Annotated in this window: 27 protein-coding genes and 3 other annotated features; of the genes, 11 read left to right on the top strand and 16 right to left on the bottom strand. The window is 29.7% G+C overall.

The annotated features are described in order from the left end of the window. Positions 1 to 193 precede the first annotated feature (193 nt). The 3 genes from B3W71_RS17800 (at position 194) to fba (ending at position 2,364) form a co-directional block, all read left to right on the top strand. Positions 194 to 904, top strand: coding sequence for a DUF421 domain-containing protein (locus B3W71_RS17800; RefSeq protein WP_346890283.1), 711 nt, complete (start codon positions 194 to 196; stop codon positions 902 to 904). A 17-nt stretch (positions 905 to 921) separates the two neighbouring features. Then, positions 922 to 1,302, top strand: coding sequence for a DUF4363 family protein (locus tag B3W71_RS17795; protein ID WP_346890282.1), 381 nt, complete (start codon positions 922 to 924; stop codon positions 1,300 to 1,302). A gap of 114 nt (positions 1,303 to 1,416) precedes the next feature. Next, positions 1,417 to 2,364 carry a class II fructose-1,6-bisphosphate aldolase gene (gene fba / locus B3W71_RS17790; RefSeq protein WP_346890281.1) on the top strand — a complete coding sequence of 316 codons (948 nt, stop codon included), beginning with the start codon at positions 1,417 to 1,419 and terminating at the stop codon, positions 2,362 to 2,364. A 48-nt stretch (positions 2,365 to 2,412) separates the two neighbouring features. Here fba and B3W71_RS17785 read toward each other — a convergent pair whose 3' ends face one another. After that, positions 2,413 to 3,453 (bottom strand): nucleoid-associated protein, encoded by a 1,041-nt coding sequence (locus B3W71_RS17785; RefSeq protein ID WP_346890280.1) that lies wholly within the window; start codon positions 3,451 to 3,453, stop codon positions 2,413 to 2,415. A gap of 164 nt (positions 3,454 to 3,617) precedes the next feature. Between B3W71_RS17785 and B3W71_RS17780 the strand changes: the two genes are divergently transcribed. From B3W71_RS17780 to leuS, 5 genes are all read left to right on the top strand, one after another. Beyond that, positions 3,618 to 4,166 carry a class IV adenylate cyclase gene (locus B3W71_RS17780; RefSeq protein ID WP_346890279.1) on the top strand — a complete coding sequence of 183 codons (549 nt, stop codon included), beginning with the start codon at positions 3,618 to 3,620 and terminating at the stop codon, positions 4,164 to 4,166. Continuing rightward, positions 4,166 to 5,038, top strand: a complete 873-nt coding sequence (locus B3W71_RS17775) for a DUF5685 family protein (protein WP_346890278.1) — start codon at positions 4,166 to 4,168, stop codon at positions 5,036 to 5,038. Before B3W71_RS17780 ends, B3W71_RS17775 begins: the two co-directional genes overlap by 1 nt. Beyond that, on the top strand, positions 5,031 to 5,651 hold the full coding sequence (locus tag B3W71_RS17770) for a J domain-containing protein (protein ID WP_346890277.1): 621 nt from the start codon (positions 5,031 to 5,033) through the stop codon (positions 5,649 to 5,651). The genes B3W71_RS17775 and B3W71_RS17770 overlap by 8 nt, the downstream gene beginning before the upstream one ends. Positions 5,652 to 5,663: 12 nt before the next feature. Then, the gene (locus B3W71_RS17765; protein WP_346890276.1) at positions 5,664 to 6,170 is read left to right on the top strand and encodes a hypothetical protein; all 507 of its coding nucleotides are present in this window, start codon (positions 5,664 to 5,666) and stop codon (positions 6,168 to 6,170) included. A gap of 69 nt (positions 6,171 to 6,239) precedes the next feature. Beyond that, positions 6,240 to 6,442: a binding site (T-box leader), on the top strand. 71 nt (positions 6,443 to 6,513) lie between these two features. After that, positions 6,514 to 8,952, top strand: a complete 2,439-nt coding sequence (gene leuS, locus B3W71_RS17760; protein WP_346890275.1) for a leucine--tRNA ligase — start codon at positions 6,514 to 6,516, stop codon at positions 8,950 to 8,952. A gap of 289 nt (positions 8,953 to 9,241) precedes the next feature. On the opposite strand, the gene B3W71_RS17755 is transcribed toward leuS, so the two are convergent. The 12 genes from B3W71_RS17755 to B3W71_RS17700 form a co-directional block, all read right to left on the bottom strand. Further along, positions 9,242 to 9,781 (bottom strand): GNAT family N-acetyltransferase, encoded by a 540-nt coding sequence (locus B3W71_RS17755; RefSeq protein WP_346890274.1) that lies wholly within the window; start codon positions 9,779 to 9,781, stop codon positions 9,242 to 9,244. A 366-nt stretch (positions 9,782 to 10,147) separates the two neighbouring features. Beyond that, complete coding sequence (locus tag B3W71_RS17750) at positions 10,148 to 10,564, bottom strand: carboxypeptidase-like regulatory domain-containing protein (RefSeq protein ID WP_346890273.1); 417 nt, start codon at positions 10,562 to 10,564, stop codon at positions 10,148 to 10,150. 68 nt (positions 10,565 to 10,632) lie between these two features. Next, positions 10,633 to 11,421 (bottom strand): GTP pyrophosphokinase family protein, encoded by a 789-nt coding sequence (locus B3W71_RS17745; protein WP_346890272.1) that lies wholly within the window; start codon positions 11,419 to 11,421, stop codon positions 10,633 to 10,635. A gap of 101 nt (positions 11,422 to 11,522) precedes the next feature. Then, a complete protein-coding gene (locus B3W71_RS17740; RefSeq protein WP_346890271.1) occupies positions 11,523 to 12,212 on the bottom strand; it encodes a metallophosphoesterase in 690 nt (229 codons plus the stop codon). 44 nt (positions 12,213 to 12,256) lie between these two features. Continuing rightward, positions 12,257 to 12,523: an EscU/YscU/HrcU family type III secretion system export apparatus switch protein gene (locus tag B3W71_RS17735; RefSeq protein WP_346890270.1), complete on the bottom strand. Its 267-nt coding sequence runs from the start codon at positions 12,521 to 12,523 to the stop codon at positions 12,257 to 12,259. Positions 12,524 to 12,539: 16 nt separating this feature from the next. Next, a complete protein-coding gene (locus tag B3W71_RS17730; RefSeq protein WP_346890269.1) occupies positions 12,540 to 14,138 on the bottom strand; it encodes a hypothetical protein in 1,599 nt (532 codons plus the stop codon). Between the two features lie 194 nt (positions 14,139 to 14,332). Further along, positions 14,333 to 15,562, bottom strand: a complete 1,230-nt coding sequence (gene tyrS / locus B3W71_RS17725) for a tyrosine--tRNA ligase (protein ID WP_346890268.1) — start codon at positions 15,560 to 15,562, stop codon at positions 14,333 to 14,335. A gap of 268 nt (positions 15,563 to 15,830) precedes the next feature. After that, positions 15,831 to 16,055: a binding site (T-box leader), on the bottom strand. A gap of 67 nt (positions 16,056 to 16,122) precedes the next feature. After that, positions 16,123 to 16,533: a hypothetical protein gene (locus B3W71_RS17720; RefSeq protein ID WP_346890267.1), complete on the bottom strand. Its 411-nt coding sequence runs from the start codon at positions 16,531 to 16,533 to the stop codon at positions 16,123 to 16,125. Positions 16,534 to 17,054: 521 nt separating this feature from the next. Beyond that, positions 17,055 to 17,258: a heavy-metal-associated domain-containing protein gene (locus B3W71_RS17715; protein WP_346890266.1), complete on the bottom strand. Its 204-nt coding sequence runs from the start codon at positions 17,256 to 17,258 to the stop codon at positions 17,055 to 17,057. 147 nt (positions 17,259 to 17,405) lie between these two features. Beyond that, on the bottom strand, positions 17,406 to 19,841 hold the full coding sequence (locus B3W71_RS17710) for a heavy metal translocating P-type ATPase (protein WP_346890265.1): 2,436 nt from the start codon (positions 19,839 to 19,841) through the stop codon (positions 17,406 to 17,408). 13 nt (positions 19,842 to 19,854) lie between these two features. Next, positions 19,855 to 20,121, bottom strand: coding sequence for a metal-sensing transcriptional repressor (locus B3W71_RS17705; RefSeq protein WP_346890264.1), 267 nt, complete (start codon positions 20,119 to 20,121; stop codon positions 19,855 to 19,857). A gap of 176 nt (positions 20,122 to 20,297) precedes the next feature. Beyond that, the gene (locus tag B3W71_RS17700; RefSeq protein WP_346890263.1) at positions 20,298 to 20,867 is read right to left on the bottom strand and encodes an ECF transporter S component; all 570 of its coding nucleotides are present in this window, start codon (positions 20,865 to 20,867) and stop codon (positions 20,298 to 20,300) included. A 240-nt stretch (positions 20,868 to 21,107) separates the two neighbouring features. Between B3W71_RS17700 and B3W71_RS17695 the strand changes: the two genes are divergently transcribed. After that, on the top strand, positions 21,108 to 21,287 hold the full coding sequence (locus B3W71_RS17695) for a hypothetical protein (RefSeq protein WP_346890339.1): 180 nt from the start codon (positions 21,108 to 21,110) through the stop codon (positions 21,285 to 21,287). 44 nt (positions 21,288 to 21,331) lie between these two features. Here B3W71_RS17695 and B3W71_RS17690 read toward each other — a convergent pair whose 3' ends face one another. After that, positions 21,332 to 22,927, bottom strand: a complete 1,596-nt coding sequence (locus B3W71_RS17690) for a peptide chain release factor 3 (RefSeq protein ID WP_346890262.1) — start codon at positions 22,925 to 22,927, stop codon at positions 21,332 to 21,334. Positions 22,928 to 23,280: 353 nt separating this feature from the next. Further along, entirely contained in the window at positions 23,281 to 23,811 is a 531-nt protein-coding gene (locus B3W71_RS17685) for a hypothetical protein (RefSeq protein WP_346890261.1), read from the bottom strand. 261 nt (positions 23,812 to 24,072) lie between these two features. On the opposite strand from B3W71_RS17685, the gene B3W71_RS17680 reads away from it, so the two are divergent. Then, positions 24,073 to 24,657, top strand: a complete 585-nt coding sequence (locus B3W71_RS17680; protein ID WP_346890260.1) for an ATP-binding protein — start codon at positions 24,073 to 24,075, stop codon at positions 24,655 to 24,657. Positions 24,658 to 24,722: 65 nt separating this feature from the next. Here the strand turns inward: B3W71_RS17680 and trpS are convergent, their stop codons facing one another. Beyond that, entirely contained in the window at positions 24,723 to 25,721 is a 999-nt protein-coding gene (trpS, locus tag B3W71_RS17675) for a tryptophan--tRNA ligase (protein ID WP_346890259.1), read from the bottom strand. A gap of 182 nt (positions 25,722 to 25,903) precedes the next feature. Continuing rightward, positions 25,904 to 26,135: a binding site (T-box leader), on the bottom strand. Between the two features lie 253 nt (positions 26,136 to 26,388). On the opposite strand from trpS, the gene B3W71_RS17670 reads away from it, so the two are divergent. Next, the gene (locus B3W71_RS17670; protein WP_346890258.1) at positions 26,389 to 26,655 is read left to right on the top strand and encodes a hypothetical protein; all 267 of its coding nucleotides are present in this window, start codon (positions 26,389 to 26,391) and stop codon (positions 26,653 to 26,655) included. Positions 26,656 to 26,732: the final 77 nt, after the last annotated feature.

The following is a 26,732-nucleotide window of genomic DNA, read 5'->3' as shown; positions in this document are numbered from 1 at the left end:
CACATATTCTATTAACTTACTTCTTCTAAGCTAATAAAGTGATAATAATAAAATTTTAATTTAAATTAGATTATATATTAGTATTACTTATTATATTACATAATTGTAAATATGAAACCAACAAATCACAAATAATTTATTATATTCTGTGCATAATATATTTAGCATCATATTAGAAATATAGGTGATATTTATGTTTATACTTATAATAAGAACAGTTATACTATATGTTTATTTAATTTTTATTATGAGAGTTATGGGCAAACGACAACTTGGGCAATTAGAACCTGTGGATTTCGTAGTTGCATTAATGATTTCTGAACTTGCTACTCTTCCTATGGGAGATAATAGAATTCCACTAATATATGCCATAGTTCCTATAACTACTTTAGTCTTTCTTCAAGTAATGACCTCTTTTTTAGAACTTAAAAGCGAGCATATTCGATCTATTTTAAACGGTCAACCTAGTATACTTATAAAAGATGGCTTAGTAAATGTAGAAGAGCTAAAACAGCTTAGATATAATCTTGATGATCTTTTAGCTGAGCTTAGACAAAATGGTTATTTTAATTTACAAGAAATACACTATGCTATTCTAGAAACTGATGGTTCCCTATCTATAGTTCCTTATACACCTTATGAACCGCCTACAAGACAAGATTTAAAAATAAAAGTAGAGGACGAACCACTTCCTATGCCAGTAATATTGGATGGTGTTATAAATAAATCTAATCTTAAGAGCATTGATAAAGACGTATATTGGTTAGAAAAAAAGTTATCTCACCATAACATTAAAAGTCATAGAGATGTGTTAGTGGCAATAGTTTATTCAAATAATCATAAATTTTACTTTCAACTTAAAAATGAAACTACTAATACTAGCAATAATGAGAAAAATAATTAAGGAGGATTTTATATAAAATGAAAAATATGATATTTACATGTATCATCTTCTTCCTCATGCTCTTTATTCTTTTTTTTGCCAGCAAATATATAATATTAACCTGCGATAAACTTTTGGATGTTTCTTCTAAAATAGAAGAAAATATAGTAAATGATAATTGGGATGAAAGTTATATGTTATCCTTTGAACTCTTAAATATCTATGAAGGACATATAGCAAATTTGACTTTATTTTTAAATCATACTGATTTTGATAATATTTATAGTGAAATTATAAAGCTTAGTCAATATTCTAAATGTGAGAGCAAAGATGAAGCTCTTTCATCTATCCATGTGGTGAAGACTTTAATTAATCATGTTAAAGAATTGGAATCTATAACAGTAGGTAATATTTTTTGACAACTTTTTTAGTTATACTTTTAAAATGTAATTTTCTATATGGCATTTAGCCAAAATTTCAATTATAATAAAATTATAGACTTAATCTTATAAATAGAAGGGTGGAATAATGTTATGGCATTAGTAACTACTAAAGAAATGTTTAAAAAGGCTTTTGAAGGTAAATATGCTATAGGTGCTTTCAATATTAATAATATGGAGATAATTCAAGGAATTGTAGATGGAGCTAAAGCTCAGAACTCTGCTGTAATACTTCAATGCTCTAGTGGAGCTATAAAATACATGAGACCAGCTTACTTAAGACATATGGTGCTTGCTGCTGTAGAAGAAAGTGGAGTTGATGTTGCTCTACACTTAGATCATGGTGATTCTTTTGAGCTTTGCAAAGAGTGCATAGAAAATGGATTTACTTCTGTTATGTTTGATGGTTCTCACTATGATTACGAAGAAAATGTAAGACTTACAAAAGAAGTTGTAGACTATGCACATGCTCATGGAGTAGTTGTTGAAGCAGAGCTTGGAAAACTTGCTGGAGTTGAAGATGATGTAAATGTATCTGCTAAAGATGCTACTTATACTAATCCAGATCAAGCAGTTGACTTTGTTAAGAGAACTGGTGTTGATTCATTAGCAATAGCTATTGGAACAAGTCATGGTGCATATAAATTTAAAGGCGAAGCTAAACTTGATTTTGAAAGACTTGAAACTATTACAAGAAAGTTAGAAGAAGCTGGCTTTGAAAAATATCCAATAGTTCTTCATGGAGCTTCTGCTGTAGATCCAAAATATGTTGAAATGTGCAACGAAAATGGTGGAGACATAAAAGGTGCTAAGGGTGTACCTGTAGAAATGTTAAGAAAAGCTTCATCTATGGCTGTTTGCAAAATTAACATGGATACAGACTTAAGACTTTGTGTTACTGGTTCTTGCAGAAAAGTATTTGCAGATAAACCAAGTGAATTTGACCCAAGAAAATATCTTGGAGTTGCAAGAACTAATCTTCAACAATTAGTAGAAGATAAAGTTACAACTGTTTTAGGTTCAACAGATTCATTAAAATAATATAAAAATAAAAAACATGGAAATCAATTTCCATGTTTTTACTTTTATCTATTTCTCAGTATAATTAATGATATGTTTTATTATCATATTGATACTACCGTCTCCCACTCTTTCAATCTCAAATTTGTTGATATCATTGTAAGCTTCTTCTGATATATATAAATCTATATCTTTATCTATTTTTAGTCTAACTCTCTTTAATTTCTTTTCTACCCACTGCTTATCTAAGTCTACGGTTTCACTTACTCCACTTTCAATAGCAAAGTCTCTAAAATTTCTTTTTAGTGATTCATCTTCCTTAAATACTTCTTCAGCAAAATTATTTAAATCTATAGAATCTTCTTCTCTAAGCCTTTTCTTAACTTCTCTACGAACAATTTCTTGACCTTCTGCATTTTCACTTAGGGCATTTTGAGTCCACTTTTCTGCTACCTTTAAAAACTGTTTTGTCTTGTCTCTTTCATTCTCTATAATGGCACATCCTAAATAGCTATCTATAAAATAGTTAGCCCCATAATCATTATTTTCTTTGTTATTTTTGTTTTGTTTATCAATTACTAGTAAATCATATTTATTATCACTAGCCATAGTCTTAATAAAGGCACATTTTTGTATTCTAGAGCTGCTTGAAGGAAGTCCCGTAAATTGAGGTACTATGCCTATCCCAATCTTTCCATCTACAAATTCCACATTATGCATGTAATTTTTAATATAATCCATTTTAAATATCCCTATAAAAGCACCATATTCTGTAGTAAATGATACTGTCAGTAAGTCACTGGAAGGTATACTCCCCTTTGACCTCATCAATATAAACATCTGACTAGCTAATTCCTTAGATACATTTATTAAGTTGTTTTCTCCATTTAGATATTCTTGAGATACTTCCTTTACGATATTTCTCTCCTTGTTAAAGATAGCATACTTAAGCTCTTCATCCTTTAAACATCTCTGAATATGTTTAAATATAAATGTATATACTTCTTCTGTTAATTCTAAAGGATATTCATTTAAAACTGGCTCATCTGCATTATTATCTAAAATATGAATAATTGCTTCATTTATATTAATTTCATTTATATATTCCATTACTTTCCTCCATAAATTTAAATATAAATTTACTTAGTATATCTAATATAGATCTTACCACATAAGAATAATTATATATTTTTTTTAAACAATATCAATAAGATTTGTTATAATCTTAAACATAAGGTATAATGTCATCATTAAATAAAAAAGGGGTGCTAACCTTGCAAGAGATGGAAACTAGAATCTTAAAGATAAATGTAGATGAAATAAAATCTAAGCTAAATAGTTTAGGATGTGAAAAAGTTAAAGATGAAAATCAAGTTAATAACCTCTATGATTTTCCAGACAGAAGAATGCTAAATAAAAAAGGTTATGCTAGAATTAGAGTAGTAGAAGATAATTTAAACAATGTAATAATAAATTACATGACTACAAAAAAACTTCTAAGCCAAGAAAAATATAAGGTTATGGATGAAAATGAGATTATCATAGATAATAGTACTGTTGGAAGTCAAATATTTACCTCTCTTGGCCTTGAGCTAGTAGAATCTATAAAAAAACATAGAGAAAGCTATAAGTATAAAAATTCTCTTATTGAGATAGATATAAACGATAAGAGCTTTTGTCCTTTTCCTTACCTAGAAATAGAATCAACTAGTGAGGAAGAAATAAAACAAATTGTAGCTTTACTTGGATATACTATGGAAGATACTACCTCTAAAACAATCTTTGAAATATTAAACGAGGAAGGATCAATAAAAGGAATATAATGTTTGGTTATGTAACACCATATAAAATGGAATTAAAAATTAAAGACTATGAAATGTTTAAAGCTTACTATTGTGGACTATGTATATCTATAAAAAATAATTTTTCTAATCTATGTAGAATGTCTTTAAATTATGATATGACTTTTTTAGGTATACTTTTAGACAGTTTAGAATGTAGTAAGCATAAGTATGTAGTTACTAAGTGCATTGCTCACCCTATGAAAAAAAAGCCTAAGGTTATAGATAACAAAGCCTTAGATTATGCAGCTTTTTGTAATGTAGCTTTAGTATACTATAAGTTATTAGATGATTATAATGATGATAATTCTCTAAATAAAAAATTCATTTCGATGTACATAAAAAAATTTATAAACAAATCTGAAGAAGATTTATCTCCACTCTTAGTAAATATAGAAGAAAATATAAAGAAGTTAAGTTCTCTTGAAAAATCTCAAGATATCATATCTATTGATGAACTTAGTGATCCATTTGCTTCTTTAACAGCTTTTATAATATCTTATTATTATAAGAATGAAGATTTTTATGATAATTTATATAATTTAGGTTATAATTTAGGACGATGGATCTATATAATAGATGCATATGATGACTTAAAGGAAGATATGGAAAAGCATAAGTTTAATGCTATCAATAAAGCTTTTAATACTGAAAATATCTCCTATGAAGATTTAATTGCTCAGCAAGTTAATAGAATTGAATTCAATCTATTAATGAGTGCAAATACTACTGTTGAAGCTTTAAATAAACTTCCTATAAATAAAAATAAAGATTTGCTCTTTAATATATTGCAATTAGGACTCATGAATAAAATAGAAATTATAAAATCAAGGAGTGACAAGAAACATGAATAATCCTTATGAAGTACTTGGAGTTAAAGAAAATGCCTCTCAAGATGAAATTAAAAAGGCCTACAGAGAGCTAGTAAAACAATATCATCCAGACAAGTATGTTGATAACCCACTTAAAGACTTAGCAGAAGAAAAACTTAGAGAAATAAACGAAGCTTATGATATATTAAGTAAAAAAGGTAATACTGGTAATGGATCTTCTAATTATGGAAATACTTCCTCAACCTATAGTGGTAGTTCTAATAGCTATAATGATCCTAATCTTCAATCCGTTAGAATGGATATTAACAGAGGAAATATTGGTGGTGCAGAAGCAAAACTTAATGCCATGACTAATAGAACTGCTGAATGGAACTTTTTAATGGGAGTTGTTCATCTTAGAAAAGGTTGGTATGATAGTGCAAATAACTTAATAAATACAGCTTGTAGAATGGATCCAAATAACTTTGAATATAGACAAATGCTTAATCAATTAAATCATACTCAAAGTAACTATAGAAATACCTATTATGGACAAAGAAATAGTTCTAATGATATGTGCAATACTTGCTTAAATATTTGGATGTTAGATACTTGTTGTGAATGTATGGGTGGAGATTGTATTGGTTGTTGTTAAAAGGAGGTTACTATGAAAGAAAATAAGGCTTCGAATATAGCAAAGGGCGGTATGCTTATTGCTTTAACTCTTATTATCTTATATGCCGCTAATTTTATTACCTTTAACACTTTATTTTTATTAGGTCTAACTTCAGCACTTATTCCCCTGGGAATACTTATTGCTGATATGAAAACCACTTTATTAGTATATATAGGCTCCTCTGTATTAGCTTACTTCATAATCCCCGACAAAACTCTTTGTCTTTTTTATGTGCTAATCTTTGGTCCCTACGGCATAGTAAAATTTTTTATAGAACAAAAAAGAAATATAACTATAGAAATCATATTAAAACTAGTTTATTTTAATGTGATAATCTTTATAGCATTTCTTTTATATAAACAATTGTTTATGCCTACAATTGAACTACAATATCCCTTAATAATTATGTTTATAGGTGGAAATGTAGCCTTCTTCGTATTTGACTACGTTCTTACAGTTTTCATAAATAGTATAAGAACTAAAAAATTTAAAATATAAGAGACGGAATATTAAAATTCCTTGACATTTCCTTTATTCTTAATGTATAATTTTTAAAAAACTTAATAATTTATTGCAGTGATGAGGAGTAGTAATATAATTACTTATTTAAAGAGAGCTACAGCTTGGTGTAATGTAGTAATAAGCTTATATGAACTTGCCTAGGAGCTTACTTGTGAAAAGCAAGTACGGACTAAGCCGTTATCTTATTAAGTGAGACCTTTATGGTCTAAATAGAGTGGTACCGCGGAATTACAGTTTTCGTCTCTTTATATATAAGAGATGGAGACTTTTTTTATTTTCAATAAAATATTTTGATGTTTATCAAACAAGGAGGATTACTATGGCTAGATATGGAACTGCTACCGATAAAAAATGGCAGAAAAAATGGGAAGAAACAAACCTATATAAATTTGATGAAAACAATATGGATAAAAAATTATATGTCCTTGAGATGTTCTCATATCCATCAGGAAGCCAGCTACATGCAGGACACTGGTTTAACTATGGACCAGTAGATTCATGGGCTAGAATGAAGAGAATGCAAGGATATAATGTATTCCAGCCAATGGGCTTTGATGCCTTTGGTCTTCCAGCAGAAAACTATGCAATCAAAACTGGAATACACCCTAAAGATTCTACTGATAAAAACATTGAAACTATGGAGAAACAACTTAAAGCTATGGGGGCAATGTTTAACTGGGACAATGAAGTTGTAACTTGTAGACCAGATTATTACAAATGGACTCAATGGTTATTTCTAAAATTATATGAAAAGGGACTTGCTTACAGAAAGAATGCTCCAGTAAACTGGTGTCCTAGTTGTAATACAGTACTTGCCAATGAGCAAGTTGTAGAAGGTCATTGTGAACGATGTGAAAGTGAAGTAACAAAGAAAAATCTTACTCAATGGTTCCTTAAAATCACAGAATATGCAGATGAGCTTCTTGAAAAACTCGATGTTCTTGATTGGCCAGAAAAAACTAAGTCTATGCAAAAACACTGGATTGGTAGATCAACTGGTTCGGAGGTAACTTTCAAGGTTAAGGATTCAGATATTCAATTTAACACCTTCACTACTAGAATTGATACTTTATTTGGAGTTAGTTATGTGGTTCTTGCTCCTGAAAATGAATTAGTAGATAAACTTACTACAGAAGAAAATAAGGCTGCTGTAGAAGCTTATAAAGAAGCTGCTGCAAAACAGAGCGATATCGAAAGACAATCTATTTCTAGAGAAAAAACTGGAGTGTTTACAGGTTCTTATGCTGTAAATCCAATAAACGGTGGTGCTATTCCAATTTGGGTTGGAGACTATGTACTAAATACCTATGGTACAGGTGCAGTAATGGCAGTTCCAGCTCATGATGATCGTGACTATGCCTTTGCACAAAAGTATAATCTACCTATAGAAAGAGTTATAGAAGGTGGAGATGCTCTTCCATTTACTGAATATGGTCCAATGATGAATAGTGGAAAATTTGATGGATTTAAGGGTGAAGAAGCTAAAAATGCTGTAGTTGCAGAACTCGAAAAGTTAGGTCTTGGTAAAAAACAAGTTAACTATAGACTACGTGACTGGCTAGTTTCTAGACAAAGATACTGGGGTGCACCTATTCCAATGATTCACTGTGATAAGTGTGGAACAGTTCCTGTACCAGAAGATCAACTCCCTGTAGAGCTTCCATACAACGTAGAGTTTGCTCCAGACGGAAAATCTCCTCTTGCTAAATCTGAAGAATTTATGAATGTGACTTGTCCAAAATGTGGATGTGCTGCTCACCGTGATGCAGATACTTTAGATACCTTTGTATGTTCGTCTTTCTATTATCTAAGATATGCAGATAATAAAAATACTGAAAAGGCTTTTGATAGTGAAATAATAAATAAGATGCTTCCAGTAGATAAATATGTGGGTGGTCCTGAACATGCTTGTATGCACCTTCTATATGCAAGATTTATCACTAAGGCTCTTAGAGATATGGGGCTTCTAAACTTTGATGAACCATTTCTATCATTAACTCACCAAGGTTTAATCTTAGGACCTGATGGACAGAAAATGAGTAAATCTAAAGGAAATACTATATCTCCTGATGACTATATCAAAGAATATGGTGCTGATGTATTTAGAATGTATCTAATGTTTGGATTTGGTTACATTGATGGTGGTGCTTGGAGTGATGATGGCATAAAATCTATAGGAAAATTCGTAGATAGAATAGAAAGAACTTTAGATACTGCCATTGCAGAAGTTAATTGTAAGAAAGCTGCTAAGGATACTATAGATGCTGCTGAAAAAGAGCTTAACTATTGGAGACACTTTGCAATTAGAGGTGTTAGCGAGGATGCTGAAAAACTTCAATTCAACACTGCTATTGCAAGACTTATGGAGCTTACAAATGCTCTTAATAAATATATAAATGAAGATATTAAAAATACTTCCTTCTTAAAAGAAGTGTTAGTTGACTATATTAAGCTTTTAGCTCCTTTTGCTCCTCACTTCAGTGAAGAACAATGGGAAACCCTTGGAATGTCTTACTCAGTATCTAACGACAAATGGCCTGAATTCAATCCAGCGGCTTTAGTTAAAGATGAAGTGGAAATTGCTATTCAAATTAACGGTAAGATTAAAGCTAAAATAAATGTTGCAACTTCTTCTTCTGAAGATGAAATAAAAGAAGCAGCTTTAAATGATGAAACAATAAAAGTTAACCTTGAAGGAAAAACTGTAAGAAAAGTTATAATTATTAAAGGCAGACTTGTAAATATAGTTGCTAACTAATAAATTATCATAATTAAAAGAATGGTTAGGTTTTTATTAACTTAATCATTCTTTTATCATATTTTAATTCAATACTATTATATTCATTTATTTCGCTTATTGTAAATAAAATTTAACTAATAAAAAAATCTATAGTGGTTTATAATGAGTATTCCATGAATAAATTAGAATATAAAGAATATAAAATACATACTATGTTTTAAAGTACTGTTGATATTGCAACAATTTTTAAGGAAAGTATTTAAACTTCCCTTAATACGCGTTTTGAGAGTATTACATATTTATATACTTAATACTTAAAGTCATTCCAATTTACTGGAATAGCTTTTCCATTTTGCCAATCTTCTTTTGTAATGCCATAACCAATTGAATCATATATTTGTCCATTTTGGCCTCCCCATGCTTTTCTATAATGTGCTTCTTTAACAAAACCACACTTATGAAATACACATCTCATAGCATAATTATCCTGCCTTGTATTAGCTTCTATCCTATCCTTATCAGGGAAATTACTAAATATATAATCAACAAGCCAATTTACAGTAATTGTACCAACTCCCATACCTTTGTACTTACTCAAAATTCTTATGTCAAACATCGGAGTATCATCTTCTAAATCATAAATCCTTATCATTCCCACTTTTGTATCTTGGTCTAAAATAACCCAAAATGTTTTGCAGTAATCACCAGTATAGTGCTGGTTTTCATAGCTCAATCTAATCCTTTCTGGATTTAAGTTTGGTGTTCCATAAAACTCCCAGGTATCTGAGGTTAAAAATTCTACAAGAGTATCAATTTCATCTTTAAACTCTTCAAAGCATATTTTCATTATTTTATTTCCCCCTCATATTGATTTGAAATATTTTATAATTATGCACTAAATCATAGATTATTCATATGCCAAGCATAACATTATATTCCATATAATTCAATAATTAAACAAATATCGGTTTTATTTTTTTATAATCAGTTATATTGAAAAGGTGATAAAAGAATATGGAATTCATTGAGATGATGCCTCCTCTGGTAAATAAAAAATCAATACCAGAGCCTAATAGAAATTTAAACAGTAATCATTTTACTTAGTAGTTTAAATGAAACTCCACCTCACATACGTTTAGCGCAGTAAGTTTGCCTAGCCAAATCATTGATTTTGAAACTCACTTTAAAAAAACAGAGGAAAAAATCCTCTGTTTTATTTTTCGCTATGGTTTATTGGTAATTTCTTTTCACTTTTAACAGTGCTAGAATTTACATCTTCTCTTATTGTTATAGAGCTATGTCTTGCTTCCTTTTCTTTTACAGTAACTGCCCTTACATAAATATCATCATGCCATATCTTTATTAAATAGGTTTTATTTGGTGGTAGTGGACCAAATAAAAATTGACCATATTCATCTGTAAAGGTATGAGTTATAGGTAAAATGCTCAATGGATCATTTGTATCTTGAAGTATGATTAACTTTACTACAGCATCACTTACTGGCTTATTATTTTTATCAATTACTCTACCATAGATAACACCTCTGTTATCATCACCAGTTTCAACTGTAACATCTACATACTTATCTCCATAAGTAGTTGATTGATATTTAATTAATTGCTCGCTCACTCTATTCCCTCACCAAATATTGTTATATATCATCATATGAGGAATATGGAGTTTTGTACCACTAAATACTATTTATATCTTTCAAGAACCTTTTTAGTTTCTTCTAATAGGCTTGTAAGTTCAAATACATCTCCTACTTCTAATAATTTATTAAGCTCTTCTGTAAACCTTGATGCCTCTCCAGTTTTCCCAAGAGAAGATATAGTTAATATATTTTCCACTATATTACTTACTAAAGATGACTTTACCTCAAAGAGCTTTTGAGCATCTTTTATTTCATCTTTTATTGCTAGCATTTCTGTATCTAAGTTAAAGGCAGCATCTGCTGCATTTTTAAGCTTTGCCTTAATATCCGTTGGTATAGCATGCTTATATTTATAATTTAAAGAATGTTCCACTGTAGCCCAAAAGTTCATTGCCAAAGTTCTTATTTGAAACTCTGCCAAGACTTCACACATTCCAGATGCCATATTTACTGGATATTTTATAATCATGTGATAACTTCTATAACCACTAGATTTTACATTAGTAACATAATCTTTTTCATAAATTATGTTCATGTCTTTTCTCTCGCGTATTATATTTACTACTTTATCAATATCATCTACAAATTGACACATGATTCTTAGTCCAGCAATGTCTTCCATTTCATACTGGATTCTATCTAAAGGTATATCAAATTTATTAGCTTTTTCTAGTATACTAGAAACCTCTTTAACCCTACCCGTTACAAATTCTATAGGTGAATATTCATTTTTCTTTCTTAATTCTCTTCGTATACTTTTAAACTTTACTTTTAATTCCTCTACTGCTTGGTCATATGGAATTAAAAAACTCTTCCACTCAATAACTGCCATATATGTCATTCCTTTACTAACCAATTCTATTAATCGTATTTAATTATATCATATAATGGTATTTTTTATGATATTTTATATGACTTTTATTGAAGTTTTTATTAATCTAAAATCTTTATAGGAGTAAAATCTATATAATCACAGGAGGTTAAAATATACTCAACTCCATCTTTTTCTCCTTCAAAAACATTTAAAAGTCCTCCACCATGAAGATGTCCGTAGATTACCTTTTCCACTCCATACTCCTTAAACATTTCTAAAAATTCATTTTCCTGCATGTTTGGAAATATAGGTGGATAATGGATCATACATATTATTTTTTTATAGCCATTTTTTATAGCTTCATCCAAAGATAGTTTTAATCTTATAAGCTCTCTATCATATATTTTTTTATCATGAGAATTAAATTTAGGATTATTCTTTAAAATCCATCCTCTACTTCCACATACAGCATAATTCTCATAGACAAAAAAATTATTTTGAATAAACTCCATTCCTTCAAACATAGAATTGAGCTTTGTGATTCCTGACCACCAATAGTCGTGGTTCCCTCTCACAAATATTTTTCTTCCTGGAAGTCTGTTTATAAACTGTAAATCATCTCTTCCAGTCTCCATATTCATAGACCATGAAATATCACCTGCTACTAATACTGTATCTTCATCCTTCACAATTCTATTCCAATTATCTTTTATCTTTTCCTCATGATTTCTCCACTTCTCTCCAAATATATCCATTGGTTTTTCTCCTGTAGAGGCTAGATGAAGATCTGAAATTGCATATAATGCCACTTAATCACCTACTATCTATTTCATAATCCTTTCACTAATTAGACTTATTTATACTTACTATCAATTTCCATAACATAGGCTATAACCTTTGCTACTACATCATAAAGCTCATAAGGAATTTCACTATCTATATCAACTTTAGTCAACATATCTGCTAATTCATCATTATATACAATGGGTACGTCACTTTTTTCTGCTTCCTCAAGAATTTTATCAGCTACATTTCCCATACCAGCTGCAGTAACCTTTGGAGCATTTTGACCATATTCATATTTTAAGGCTGCAGCCTTTTTTCTCTTTTTATATTCCATATAAGCACACTCCTAGCTATACCCTAGTATTGATTGTAGTAAAATCATCATCTTCAAAAAAACTTCTACAATTAGAAAAGGAAAAGTCATGTTTCTTTTCTTTAATAAAAATATTAAACATATACTTACTATCAATTAAGTCATTAATTAAATTACCTTTAAACTTTTCTAATATCTTCACATAAGCAGCTTCACTTTCTATCTCGACAGTCGCTGCACTTTTATTAACCGTTAAGTAGGCATCTATTTTATCCATATTTACAGTTGCTATACTTGCTGCTATTTTTATATTTTCAGTATCCAGCTTTTTACCTTTTCCTCTTTCATCCTTAATAATAAGCTTACAGTCATATTCTTTATCTTTCATATCCATTGGTATATTAAGAAAATAATAATTATTATTTATAGTATTAAACATTTTAAACTCTTGAAATTTAGTATCTAAATTTTGAACTATATTATTAAAAGTAGCAGGATCTTTCTGTGATAGTTTAATCATTTCCATTAAATTTGTTTTTATAAGTGATATCTTTTCCTTTAATTCATCCTTTACCATATTACCAGTTACGCTTATATCTAACATGGTATCTGACTTAAGCTCTTTAAGGAGTTTAGTAGAATTAACTCCTCGAGATGTAGGATTTCCTTGTATCTCATCTTCATCACTAACAATACCTATTGTTCTTTCACCTATAATGTCCTTAGCAGCTTTCTCGTCTTTACCTATCATATTTTCCAATGATAGGGTAGCTTCTTTACTTTCTATATTGTCCTTTACCGATATCTTAGATTGAGATTTATCTGCTTCCTGAAAAGTGGAATTCCTGTTAGCAATATTTTCACCTTGTGAATCTTTATTATTGCCAGAAATCTGCTCCTTAATAACATTAGAAGCTTCCTTCACCTCTGGAAAAACACTATACTCATCAGATATAACCTTAGAAAAAGCTTTAATATTATTCTCATTTAATTTTATGTCTAATGATTTCATAACAAATATATCATCTATATTTAAATTCTTAATTTCATTTATAACTTTTCCTAGAGTTGATTTTATATATTCCCCTTCTGGACTATTATTAGGTATCCCCTTAGCTTCTATAAATTTATCTATAAATTTACTTAATTCCTTAGGAGAATTATTACTTTGATTTATAAATTCCTTAAGTCCTTTAATCTCTAAAAGATTTTCTTCTGTAATTGCAATATTATTCTTAAGCATAGCTTTTAATATAGGTACGTCTTCTTTTCCCACTGGAAAATCTAAATTCTTAAGAAGTTCTTCCATTAAAGGGTCTTTAATAACTAAGTCTCCCATGTTTCCTAAATTATCTACAACATTTGATTCTAATACTTTAAGAACAAATTTTCCATCTTCAAACCCATCTAATTGAAATTTAAACATATAGTCATCTAAATTTTCCTGAAGTATTTCGCCATCAACTCTTGCTGGAAATACCCTTCCATCTAACAACTTTATTATAACATCTTTAGTACTTCCTTCTAACCTTAAAATTCTAGCAGAGAATGAATCTCCTTTTTTAAAGGTGAGTTTGTTAAAATCATCCTTAGTTGTATAGTTTTGTACCATATTAATTTTCCATACATTTGACATACACTTCACCCCCTATTAAACTATTCGTATCATTTTTATTTTAGTGAAGTATATTATAAAAACAATGAGACTTCCACAAAAATATATTACTAAGCTTATATAGAATGCTGAGCTTGCACTTTAATAATATATGGGCATGCTCAACATTCTTTTTAGATTAGTTAATTTTGCGAAAGCCCCATGATTTTTTTCTACTAAGCTAGCACTAATTTATAGAATTTCTTCTTTCCTCTTTTTATTAGAGCATATCCATCCTTTTCTAGGTAGCCTTCATTAAATGTTTCATTGACATCTTCTATCTTTATATCATTTATAGTAAGTCCACCTTGCTCTATAAGTCTTCTTCCTTCTTTTTTAGATGGAACAATACCTGTTTGTGTTATGATATCAAGAATTGAAGCTGATTTCATATCTTCACTAATTTCTACTGTAGGTACATTACTCATGTCTGCTCCGCCACTAAATAGAGCTTCTGCTGCTTTTTTAGCTCCAGCCGCTTCTTCTTCTCCATGAATAAGTTTTGTAACTTCATAAGCCAGAACCTTTTTAGCTTCATTAATTTCTGAACCTTCTAAAGCTGAAAGTCTTCTTACCTCATCCATAGGAACAAATGTTAATAGACGTAAACATTTCTCTACATCTGCATCATCAATATTTCTCCAGTATTGGTAGAATTCGAATGGTGATGTCTTATTAGGATCAAGCCACACTGCTCCATTAGCTGTTTTACCCATCTTGTTTCCTTCACTATTTGTAAGTAGTGCGTTAGTCATTCCATACGCTGACTTACCTTCTTTTCTTCTGATAAGCTCCATTCCAGCTAAGATGTTTGACCACTGATCATCTCCACCTAACTCCATTGTACAATTGTATTTTTTATTTAATACGTAAAAATCATAACCTTGCATTAGCATGTAGTTAAATTCTAAGAATGACAATCCCTTTTCTAGTCTTTGTTTAAAGCATTCAGCAGTAAGCATTCTATTAACTGAGAAATGTGATCCTATATCTCTTATAAAGTCTACATAGTTTAAATCTAAAAGCCAGTCTGCATTATTTTCTAATATTGCTTTACCATCGCTGAAATCTATTAGTCTTGAAAGTTGACCTTTAATACAAGATATATTGTGATCAATTTCCTCCTTAGTTAACATTTTTCTCATATCTGTTCTACCTGATGGGTCTCCTATCATAGCAGTACCCCCACCAACTAAAGCTATTGGTCTATGTCCTGCCCTTTGCATGTGAGCCATAAACATCATAGCTATAAAGTGTCCTACATGAAGACTATCTGCTGTAGGATCAAATCCTATATAAAAGGTTACCTTTTCCTTTGCAAGTATTTCTTTCATTTCCTCTTCATGTGTTAATTGTTTTAAAAATTCACGTTCTTTAAGAACGTCATATACATTGTAATTTTCCATAATTTCCTCCATAATCTTTTAATTTTGTTTTACTTTAACTCTTGGCTATAGTTTCTACTTTTATAATATAATTAATTATATTATTTATATAGTTTACATGGTTTATGCTAGCTATATAAACCTTCTATAAACTTTTATTCTTGTATAAACAGATTACCTAGAAAACTTTACTCCTTTGTAATCCTATATCATTCTTTTAAAACTTATAATCTTAAAATAAATATTTATTTAATGAATTAAGAAAAATAAAAGTCCCTAGTATAAATATACTAGGGACGAAAATTTCCGTGGTACCACCCAAATTTATAATTTAAACTCTCTAAAGTGTTTTAAATTATTCTCTTCCTTAATAACGTTAGGAACCCGTAACAGTCTACTACTACTTCAACCTAAGACTCTAAAATGTATTTCATTAAACTCCTTTACTGATTTACACCAACCATCAGCTCTCTTTAAAATTCATTTAATTACTTCTTTTCTTCATCGTCTTTACTATATTTTATTTTAAATACATATTACTATTATTATTATCATTTTTCAAGAGTAAATACTAATTTTCTCTAAACAACATATTTTTTAATAGTATCTGGTATATTATTTTCTTCACAACTAACGTTGGCATAAAAGTCAACTTTAAATTTTTCTGATAAATATTCTAACTTATTTAATATTGAGCTAAAATCATCTGCATTATTGCATATGTCACTTAAAACACCGTCTATAAATATACTTTCCACATCGTAATCCTTAGATATTATGCCACATATAAATCCATAGAAATCTTTATAATTATGGATATTAAAGTCTTTTGAACATATAAATCTTATGTTCTTATGAATTCTTAATAATCCTCTAGTATCATCATCGATATACACTAGATTACCTTTAGAACTATCTACCTTTGAATTAGCCAAATTCATTAATGCTTTTGTTTTCCCAGAGCCTTTTTCTTTACAAAATACTTGAATCATCTTAAACGCCCCCAAACTTTTTAATAAAATACATTAATTTAATAGTTATATTATATAATATTCAGAATATTATATCAATACTTCCTTTCAACTTATATATTTCTGTTGTTTTAATTATATGTGAATAATTAGTACATTATTATTATTTCATACACATAATCTAGGAATATTTTTAATACCCTTAATCATTATATTAGCTATATTTAATCTTTGAACCTAAGCTATAAACATAATATTAATTTAACTTATTTGTATGATTTAATACTATATCTTTCACATACCCTTCTATTAATAATTATGCAATATATATAATTCCCCTATGAACCTATATAAAAAGTTAATTTTTTGTATAGGTAACATTTTAAAATTTCAACTTTTTTCCTATAGAACTATTTAAAATTTTAACTTTTTAAATAGTTAAAATTTCAAAGATAAAAAATGCCTTAAAGCTTATTTCAATTAAAATCTAATAAACTTTAAGACATTTTATTATTTTACAGTTATATATTTGATGTTACTTTTTACTCTATTCCTACTACATCATATCCTTCTTCTTCTATAGTATCTTTTAGCACATCATCACTTTCAGTAGTTTCTACTACTGCATATTTTCCTTCTAAATTAACTTCTACTTCCGAAACTCCCGCTAACTCTTCTAAAGCATTTTTTACATGAGCTACACAGTTTTTACAGCTCATTCCTTCGATTAATATTTTCTTTTTCATAAATCTCTCCTCCTAAAACATTTATTAATATTTATAAATAAATAATCTATAGCTTTTTATTCTAAATTACTATTAGATTATCTGCTTATATATTTTTTAATTGATAATATATTACCTCTAACTTTATTTTTTATTAAAAATCTAGTATTAAGCCTTAAACCCTCTAAGTCTTAATGCATTTAATAAAACTGACACTGAACTTAAACTCATCGCCGCTGCAGCTATCATAGGATTTAATAATGGTCCACCGAAAATGTGTAGTAATCCCATTGCAACAGGTATTCCTAATACGTTATATCCGAAAGCCCAGAATAAATTTTCCTTTATATTTTTAATAGTTGCCTTACTTAGCTTTATAGCTGAGATTACATCCATTAAATCACTTCTCATAAGAACTATATCTGCTGATTCTATGGCTACGTCTGTTCCAGATCCTATTGCTATTCCTATATCTGCTTGAACAAGAGCAGGAGCATCATTAATTCCATCTCCAACCATACCTACTCTATTACCGCCTTCTTGAAGCTTTTTAACTTCATTTGCTTTGTCTTCTGGAAGAACCTCAGATAATACTATATCTATACCAACTTGTTTTGCAATGGCATCTGCTGTTCTCTTATTATCCCCAGTTATCATGGCTACTTTTATGCCCATTTCATGTAGGCTTTCTATAGCCTTTTTACTACTTGGCTTAACTGTATCTGCTACAGCAATAATTCCAGCTAATCCACCATCTATCGCTATATACATTGGTGTTTTACCTTCAGATGCTAATCTATCAGAAGTTTCACCTAAACTTGAAATGTCAATATTTTTTTCTACCATAAGCTTTTTATTTCCTAAAAGAATATCCTTATTCTCTATTTCTACTTCTATACCGTGACCAGGTATGGCATCAAATTTATCAATATTTTTAAGGTCCAATCCTTTTTCTTCTGCACCTTTAACAATTGCTTCTCCAAGTGGGTGCTCTGAACCCTTTTCTGCACTAGCCGCTAGGATAAGAATTTCATCTTCTGATTCTCTATTAGTTACAATATCAGTAACCCTTGGCTTTCCTTCTGTTATAGTCCCTGTTTTATCAAATACTATAGTCTTTAATTTATAGGTAGTCTCTAAAGCTTCTCCCCCTTTAATTAAAACTCCATTTTCAGCACCTTTTCCTGTTCCCACCATAATAGCTGTTGGTGTAGCAAGACCTAAGGCACACGGACACGCAATAACTAATACTGCAATAAATATAGTAAGAGAGAATATAGGTGTTTCCCCAGCTATTAGCCAACCTACTGAAGCAATTATAGCAAGCCCTATTACTATAGGTACAAAGTATGCAGATATAATGTCTGCTAGCTTAGCGATTGGTGCTTTCGACCCTTGTGCATCTTCTACTAATTTAACAATCTGTGCAAGAGCAGTATCTCTACCAACTTTAGTGGCCTTATATTTAATAAATCCTGTTTTATTAATACTAGCTCCTATAACACTACTTCCTACTGTTTTCTCAACAGGAATACTTTCTCCTGTAAGCATTGATTCATCTATAGATGTATTTCCTTCTATAACCTCTCCATCAACTGGTAATTTCTCACCTGGTTTAACTAGTATTATATCTCCAACTATAACTTCTTCCACAGGAACTACTTTCTCTTCATTATTTCTAATAATTGTTGCTGTTTTAGGTGCTAGCCCCATTAAAGCTTTTATAGCTTGAGAAGTCTTTCCTTTTGATACTGCTTCTAAATACTTTCCTAATGTTATTAAGGTTAATATAACTGCGGCGGATTCAAAATATAAATGCATTGCATATTCATGATCGCCTTGCATTATCTTATATATAGCAAATATACCGTATAAGAATGCAGCTAAAGTTCCTATAGATATTAACGAATCCATATTAGGACTTAATTTAAAAAGATTTTTAAGTCCAACTTTATAGAATTTATATCCAACTATCATTACTGGTAAGGTTAATATCAGTTGAATTAATGCAAAGTTCAACGGATTTGCCATAGGGTCTATTATATTTGGAATATGCATTCCTACCATATGTCCCATTGTTATTATAAGCAGAGGAACTGTTAAGATAAGTGAAGCTATAAACCTTATAAGTAATTTACTAGCCTCGTCTTTCTTCTTTCCTTGCTTATCTTCTATTTTATCTTCTTCCTTAACTAATTTGTATCCAACCTTATCCACTGCAGCCTTTATATCTCTATAGGATATCTCATCTTCATTAACTTTTATGGTAAGTTTTTCTGTAGCAAAATTTACTGTAGAACTCTCTACTCCTTCTAACTTTTTAGTTACTCTTTCTATTCTGTTAGCACAGGCAGAACAAGTCATTCCTTCTATTTTAAAATCATAAGTTTTTATATTTTTCTTCACTCCGTAACCTGCTTTAACAACAGCTTCTTCAATTTTTTCTGAGCCTAATTTTTCATTATCGAAGTCTACGGTTAAAGTTTCTGTAGCAAAATTTACACTAGCTTTTTCAATACCATCTAACTTCTTAACTGCTCTTTCAACCCTGTTAGCACAAGCAGAGCAAGTCATTCCTTCTATTTTAAATGATTTATTACTCATATTTTCACCTTCTTTATTTTGTAATTATTTTCTCTAATATGCTATTTATTTCATCGATCTTTTCATCTACATTGTTATTTATTGCAGCATCCTTGACACAATGATTTAAATGCCCCTTTAAAATTCCTAAGTTAGCTTTTTTTAATAAAGATTGTGAAGCTAATATTTGATTAGAAATATCAATGCAGTACCTATCATCTTCTATCATTTTAATGATTCCATCTATTTGTCCCCTTGCCGTTTTTAATAACTGTAAGGCTTTTTTTCTTTCTTCGCTCATTCTTTCACCTCCCCTCCCCCCAGAGGGGGTATATCTATATATTAATACTAGTTTTATTTCTTGTCAACAGATAAATTTTTTTTGTTTTTTAGTTAATTATATTTATTCTATGTTTAAACTTAGTTTACTCAAAAAATTTAAAAATAAAAGCACCACTTCAGTGATGCTTAACTTATCTATAAATATTTTGCTAGATATTTCTTTAGTGGCATTGAAAGCGGTAACCCTATAACAATACCTCCTACTACTTGCAGGATGTTAGCTGGTATATCTTTTATAGCTACTATAAATCCTTGACCAAGAGTTGGGATTCCATATACAAAGTGATTTAAGCAACCTCCAGCAAAGAAGTATCCAGAAATCATAACTACACCTGCTACAATAAATGCAAATAAATTATTCCAAAAGTTGTCTCCTTCAAAGTTACTTCTATAAGCTATAGCTCCTGCTATATACGCCATAACACCTTTTATAACAAAGGTAAATGGTGCCCAAATAGAATATGGAGAGAACAAATCAAAAAATGTCATCCCTATAGCTGCTGCCACTGCCCCTCTTTTTTTCCCTAGCAATATAGCACTCAAGAACAACACAGTATCACCTAAATGTAGAACTGCATTATCACCTACTGGTATAGCTATAACTGCAGTTGCTATATATGTCAGTGCTGCCATCAATCCTATTTGAACTATTCCAATGGTGCTAGAACTACTTCCTGATGTTTTTATAGACATCTTTTCCTTCATATAAAATCCCCCTTATGATTGCTCATCACACTGTATGGATACAGAAAATTCAGTACCCATACAATTAAATTATACATGAAACGCTGAGAATTTCAACCTTATTTTTTAATATGGAAGAATAATATTAAACTTTTTGCACAAAATAATTCTAACTTTGGTTTTTACATTTAAAAATCCTATATTTTTTTAATAGAATAGTTAAAAGATATAACTTATGACTTTACTTAGGAGTAGAAAGGATTGACTTATATGATGTATCTTCGTTGGTTTAATAGCTTTTTACTATTAATAATTTTAATTGGTTTATTCTTTATTATAGGAGGAAACTTAATCAATTTAATAATTGCAGTAACCCTTCTAACTATTGCCATGGACTACATAGAAGAATACTTAACTATAAAAAATAAATTTAATAGATAAAACTTAAAAGGATTCCTCAAAATAAAGTTGAGGAATCCTTTTAATTATTCACCTTTTCCTATGTTAGATAAAACTAAGCCCTTATTATGATCTAGAGCCCAACTAATGCCCCAGTCATTTTGGAATATAAGCAAGTCTCTATCCTTAAAGTCCTTAACAACTTTAGAGTCACTTGTCAAACTCAAATCTTCAACTTTACCCTCTAAAGCTTCAATCCATCTAATATTTCTATATGGAAGCATATCCATTTTAATATCCACATTATATTCATTTTTTAATCTAAATTCTAAAACTTCAAATTGAAGAACTCCTACAACTCCTACTATGATTTGTTCTGTTCCTATATGAAGCTCTTTAAACACCTGAATTGCTCCCTCTTGAGCTATCTGGGTTACACCTTTTATAAACTGCTTTCTCTTCATGGTGTCCACAGTTCTAACTCTTGCAAAATGTTCTGGTGCGAAGGTTGGAATCCCTTCAAACTTAAGTTTCTTGCTTGGTGAACAAAGGGTATCTCCTATGCTAAATATTCCTGGATCAAAAACTCCTATGATATCTCCTGCATATGCATTATCAACAATTTCCCTATCCTGAGCTAAAAACTGTTGAGGTTGTGCTAGCTTTATCTTATTTCCACCCTGAACATGATAAACTTCCATACCTTTTTCAAACTGACCTGAACATATTCTCATAAAGGCTATTCTATCTCTATGAGCCTTATTCATATTAGCTTGAATCTTAAATACAAAGGCAGAGAAATTATCATCTATAGCTTCTATTTTTCCTATATCAGAATTTCTTTCTAATGGAGGTGTAGTTAGCTTTAAGAAATTCTCTAAAAACGGTTCTACACCAAAGTTAGTTAATGCACTTCCAAAGAATACTGGTGTAAGATCTCCAAATCTCACCTTTTCTTCATCAAATGCATCTCCAGCTATATCTAATAATTCTATATCCTCAAGTAACTTTTCATATAAACTATCAGTTATAGCTTCTCTAACAGCAGCTTCATCTTCTAAATCTATAACAGTCTCGCTTACTTCTAACTGTCCATGATCTCCGGCTTTAAAAATTTGAATCTGCTTATTATTTCTATCATAAACTCCCTTAAAGTGCATTCCTGTACCTATAGGCCAATTTATTGGATATGATTTTATACCTAGCTCATTTTCTATTTCTTCCATAAGTTCAAAAGGATCTCTTGTTTCTCTATCCATCTTATTTACAAAAGTAAATATTGGAATATCTCTCATACTACAAACATGAAATAGTTTTCTAGTCTGCTCCTCCACACCTTTTGCTCCATCAATTACCATTACTGCACTGTCTGCAGCCATAAGAGTTCTATATGTATCCTCACTAAAGTCTTGGTGTCCTGGAGTATCTAATATATTTATACAATATCCATCATACCCAAACTGCATTACTGAAGAAGTAACGGAAATTCCTCTTTTCTTTTCTATTTCCATCCAGTCAGAAACAGCATGTTTAGATGTTTTTCTTGCCTTTACAGAACCTGCAAGTCTTATTGCTCCCCCATATAAAAGTAATTTTTCAGTAAGTGTAGTTTTACCTGCATCTGGGTGGGAAATTATAGCAAAGGTTCTTCTTTTCTCTATCTCCTTTATATAATCACTCATTACCTTAACTCCTTTATTTAAATTTAAAATTATCTTCAATTATATAGTATCTCTTTTTAACACAATTTATATAATATCATATTTATTAATATAAACACAAATATTATTGATGATTTTATATATATCTTCTATCTTCATTAAAATTGCTTCATATATAAAATCTTATATTTATTACCACAACTCTATAAAACTCTAATTTAAATTTCTCATTTCAATGGATATCCTTCCAATAGTCCTAAAAACAAATATATATCTTAAATAAAAAATAATAGCAGTAAGATTTTTAATATCTAACTGCTACTACTGTAAATATTTAAATAAAAATATAATTTCAATAAAATGTACTTATAATATTAGTATACGTAATTGCTTAATAACCCACTATAAACTACTTGTCCTTTTTCCAAAGTATCAAAATCCTCTGGCTTCACTAAGGATACATGTTTATCAAAGTCCACAATTTTACCTTCCTTTAATACATATGCTACAAACTGTGAGCATACGAAATGATATCTCCTTTGATATGGAATATGCAACATTATAGCTAGAATTCCTAAAAAATTATACTTATATCTATCATATTCACTATCAAATCTATCTATAATCTCTTTAACTTGATGATACTCTTCTTCGGTAACATTTACTTCGTAAACTCTGCAGGTTGTCCTTTTATATAGCTTAAATATTCCTCCATCAATTTGTTCTCTAACAAATCCAGCATGAAGTGGCAAATATATTTTTCTTCTCCCAAAGCTATATAACTCTTTTAATTCTTTATCTAGACCTATAGATGTATGATTATAATTATACTTAGTATATAATTTTATAGCCCTTGAAAAACAAGTTCCTGTTTGTGTCAATACAACATAGATTTTTCTATCCACTTAATCACCTCAATGCTATTATAAAAATAAATTAATAATTTATTATAAATCAAATTGCTTAATAAGTATACCATAGATATATTATAATTTAAAATCCTTATAAATTCATTAAGAAATTATTACGATTTTTTAATTCTACCTGTATTTTCCTAACAGATTGTGTATATTTATATTAGAATAACTTTTTTTGTTCGTATTTCATTGAAAAATCTTTCACACCTTGATATAATTAAAGCCTATTAGAATATGGAGGCTGTGATTATGACTATTAGAGTAGCTATTTTAGGTGGACCACGTTGTGGTAAAACCACTCTTATGCAACAACTTTATGTAGATATGAAAATTGCTGGATTAAATGTAGGCTGTGCCTCAGAATACAGCACTGATTACTTAAGAGAAAAAGGTATGATAGAGACAATTTCAGAGCAATATGGAATTTATCTTGGTCAATTTAAGCTAGAATCTGAGCTATCTTCCTTTGACTATGCAATTACTGATTATGCTACCTTTGTTCCTTACATTTATGCTCGCTTTATGCTAGGTAATAAAACTCGCAGTGTAAAAGAAATTGAAATTTTAAAAGATTTATATGGTCTTGCTATAAAAGATATCCAAAACTATGACCATATATTCTATGTAGGAAGAGAATTTGGATATTCAAAAGATGGTGTAAGATGGCAAGATGAAGAAGTTGCAAAAGCAGTAGATAGTGCAATTCTTTCATTCCTTGAAACTGAAGCTGTTTCCTATACACCAATTACAGGTTCCACAAAGGAAAGAGCAAGACAAATTCTTGATATTTTACATATAAATGCTGAAGTGGCAAGTGATATAGAATCTAAATAGAGAATTTTAAAAGTGCCTAATATAAACTTATTAAACTAAGCTTATACTAGGCACTTTTATTAAACTTAATATTGAACTAATCCTACTTTCTTTTGCATCTTTCTTAGTGTTTTAGTAGCTATATAACTTGCCTTTTGTGCTCCTGCTTTATAAATTTCTTCAAGGCTTTTCTTGTCCTCTAAGAGTTCTTTAATTTTCTTTTGAACTGGCTCTAATTCTTTAACTATCACTTCTGCTACATCTAATTTAAACTGAGCATAACCCTGACCTCTATATCTCTCTTCTATTTCTTCCATAGATATATCTTCAATGGTACTTAGAATAGTCATAAGATTTTTAACTCCTGGCTGCTCATCACAGTACTTAACTTCACCAACACTATCAGTTACAGCTCTTGCAATTTTTCTTCTAATAACTTCTGGTGGATCTAAAATCAAAATATATCCATTAGGATTTTCCTCTGATTTAGACATCTTTTTATTTGGATTTTGAAGGTCCATTATTTTAGCTCCAGCTTTACCTACATAAGGTTCTGGTATTGCAAAAGTTGGGCTATATAATCTATTAAATCTCTCTGCTATATCTCTTGCTAGTTCTAGGTGCTGTACCTGATCTACTCCAACAGGCACTAAATCTGTTTGATATAATAGTACATCTGCAGCCATAATTACTGGATAATTAAATAAACCTGCTCCTATACTTTCTCCACTATTTTTTGATTTATCCTTATACTGAGTCATCCTACTTAACTCACCCATATAACTATGACAAGTTAAAATCCATGCTGCTTCAGAATGAGCTGGTACATGAGATTGAATAAATAATGTATTCTTCTCTGGGTCTATTCCAGCTGCAATATAAGTAGCTAATATTTCTAGAGTTCTCTTTCTTAACTCAGCTGGCACCTGCCTTACAGTAATTGCATGTAAATCTGCAATAAAGAAATAGCACTCATACTCCTCTTGTAATTTAACCCAATTTTTTATAGCTCCTAAGTAATTTCCTAATGTTAAATCACCAGAAGGCTTAACTCCACTTAACATAACTTTTTTCTTATCTTCCATGTTCATTCTCCTTTCAATATTAAACACTTACTATTAACAGATTTCTTATATTTTTACTTTTTAAAAATCCGTATTTTAGTAGAATCCTTATCTGATGCGTATTTATTATTATCCATTCAGTTAATAGAGCCGAAATACTAAGTAAGTAATAATCATATAAAAACAAAAGCCCTATGGAAAATCCATAGGGCATAAATCACGCGGTACCACCTATCTTGAGATAATAAAATCTCATCTCTATCAGATACAAACATATCTTAGCTCTATAACGTGAGCATCCGTGTTAGACTACTTCAAAATTCACCCAACATCTCAGCGACCCATTCATATTAAGCATAATTGCGATAATCTCACCACTTATCACTCTCTGAAAATCTGTTTTTAATATTACTTACTTCGCCTCACCGATCAATTCATTATTAATTCTTCGATATAATATTAAAACTATTATAATTCTAATATTTTATTATGTCAATATTATAAATTTTTATCCTACTTTTTTGCAATTTTAATATTATTCTCGTAGTAAGTTTTTATTCCACAAATTTCTAGTATTTAGTTTACTTCATTGAAGCAAACTAAATACATTAAGTATATTAGAATATTTCAATATACTTAATGTAAAATTTTAAATAGACCACCACTTTACTTTAAGGAGGTATTTTATATGGGTTCAAAAAATAATTCTAGACAATCTAATAACTCAAAACCTTATGGTCCTAATGAAAGAGATTTCTTAGAGGCTAATACAGAGCCAGTAAAATCATATTCTCTTGAAGATTATGTCTTACTTCCAAATCATGTTGTAGACTCAATTGCTGCAAACAACATTTCTAATGCCGAATTTGACTATACCTATAACGGGGAATCGGATCTTCTAAATTTTGAAGATAAACCCTTAGACTCAATAAATAAAAACACTCCAACTAAATAATAAAAATATAGGAATTGCTAATAAAGCAATTCCTATATTTTTATCAAATTTCTTATCTTAGGCACGTGAAAATAAAT

The organism is Clostridium sp. UBA1056 (genome assembly GCA_002316385.1).
Lineage (GTDB): Bacteria > Bacillota > Clostridia > Clostridiales > Clostridiaceae > Clostridium_J.
Note: the sequence above shows the minus strand (reverse complement) of the source record. Positions and strands in the feature narration are given on the sequence as shown.

What these genes read in the sequence shown, in the direction of transcription:
- B3W71_RS17705 (WP_346890264.1), bottom strand. Translation starts at nt 20,121, where the DNA reads ATGAGCGAAGAAAGAAAAAAAGCCTTACAGTTATTAAAAACGGCAAGG.
- B3W71_RS17715 (WP_346890266.1), bottom strand. Translation starts at nt 17,258, where the DNA reads ATGAAAAAGAAAATATTAATCGAAGGAATGAGCTGTAAAAACTGTGTA.
- B3W71_RS17720 (WP_346890267.1), bottom strand. Translation starts at nt 16,533, where the DNA reads ATGATTCAAGTATTTTGTAAAGAAAAAGGCTCTGGGAAAACAAAAGCA.
- B3W71_RS17765 (WP_346890276.1), top strand. Translation starts at nt 5,664, where the DNA reads ATGAAAGAAAATAAGGCTTCGAATATAGCAAAGGGCGGTATGCTTATT.
- B3W71_RS17800 (WP_346890283.1), top strand. Translation starts at nt 194, where the DNA reads ATGTTTATACTTATAATAAGAACAGTTATACTATATGTTTATTTAATT.
- leuS (WP_346890275.1), top strand. Translation starts at nt 6,514, where the DNA reads ATGGCTAGATATGGAACTGCTACCGATAAAAAATGGCAGAAAAAATGG.
- tyrS (WP_346890268.1), bottom strand. Translation starts at nt 15,562, where the DNA reads ATGGAAAATTACAATGTATATGACGTTCTTAAAGAACGTGAATTTTTA.
- B3W71_RS17700 (WP_346890263.1), bottom strand. Translation starts at nt 20,867, where the DNA reads ATGAAGGAAAAGATGTCTATAAAAACATCAGGAAGTAGTTCTAGCACC.
- B3W71_RS17680 (WP_346890260.1), top strand. Translation starts at nt 24,073, where the DNA reads ATGACTATTAGAGTAGCTATTTTAGGTGGACCACGTTGTGGTAAAACC.
- B3W71_RS17670 (WP_346890258.1), top strand. Translation starts at nt 26,389, where the DNA reads ATGGGTTCAAAAAATAATTCTAGACAATCTAATAACTCAAAACCTTAT.
- B3W71_RS17690 (WP_346890262.1), bottom strand. Translation starts at nt 22,927, where the DNA reads ATGAGTGATTATATAAAGGAGATAGAGAAAAGAAGAACCTTTGCTATA.
- B3W71_RS17775 (WP_346890278.1), top strand. Translation starts at nt 4,166, where the DNA reads ATGTTTGGTTATGTAACACCATATAAAATGGAATTAAAAATTAAAGAC.
- B3W71_RS17735 (WP_346890270.1), bottom strand. Translation starts at nt 12,523, where the DNA reads ATGGAATATAAAAAGAGAAAAAAGGCTGCAGCCTTAAAATATGAATAT.
- B3W71_RS17795 (WP_346890282.1), top strand. Translation starts at nt 922, where the DNA reads ATGAAAAATATGATATTTACATGTATCATCTTCTTCCTCATGCTCTTT.
- B3W71_RS17710 (WP_346890265.1), bottom strand. Translation starts at nt 19,841, where the DNA reads ATGAGTAATAAATCATTTAAAATAGAAGGAATGACTTGCTCTGCTTGT.
- B3W71_RS17770 (WP_346890277.1), top strand. Translation starts at nt 5,031, where the DNA reads ATGAATAATCCTTATGAAGTACTTGGAGTTAAAGAAAATGCCTCTCAA.
- B3W71_RS17755 (WP_346890274.1), bottom strand. Translation starts at nt 9,781, where the DNA reads ATGAAAATATGCTTTGAAGAGTTTAAAGATGAAATTGATACTCTTGTA.
- B3W71_RS17745 (WP_346890272.1), bottom strand. Translation starts at nt 11,421, where the DNA reads ATGGCAGTTATTGAGTGGAAGAGTTTTTTAATTCCATATGACCAAGCA.
- trpS (WP_346890259.1), bottom strand. Translation starts at nt 25,721, where the DNA reads ATGGAAGATAAGAAAAAAGTTATGTTAAGTGGAGTTAAGCCTTCTGGT.
- B3W71_RS17785 (WP_346890280.1), bottom strand. Translation starts at nt 3,453, where the DNA reads ATGGAATATATAAATGAAATTAATATAAATGAAGCAATTATTCATATT.
- B3W71_RS17730 (WP_346890269.1), bottom strand. Translation starts at nt 14,138, where the DNA reads ATGTCAAATGTATGGAAAATTAATATGGTACAAAACTATACAACTAAG.
- fba (WP_346890281.1), top strand. Translation starts at nt 1,417, where the DNA reads ATGGCATTAGTAACTACTAAAGAAATGTTTAAAAAGGCTTTTGAAGGT.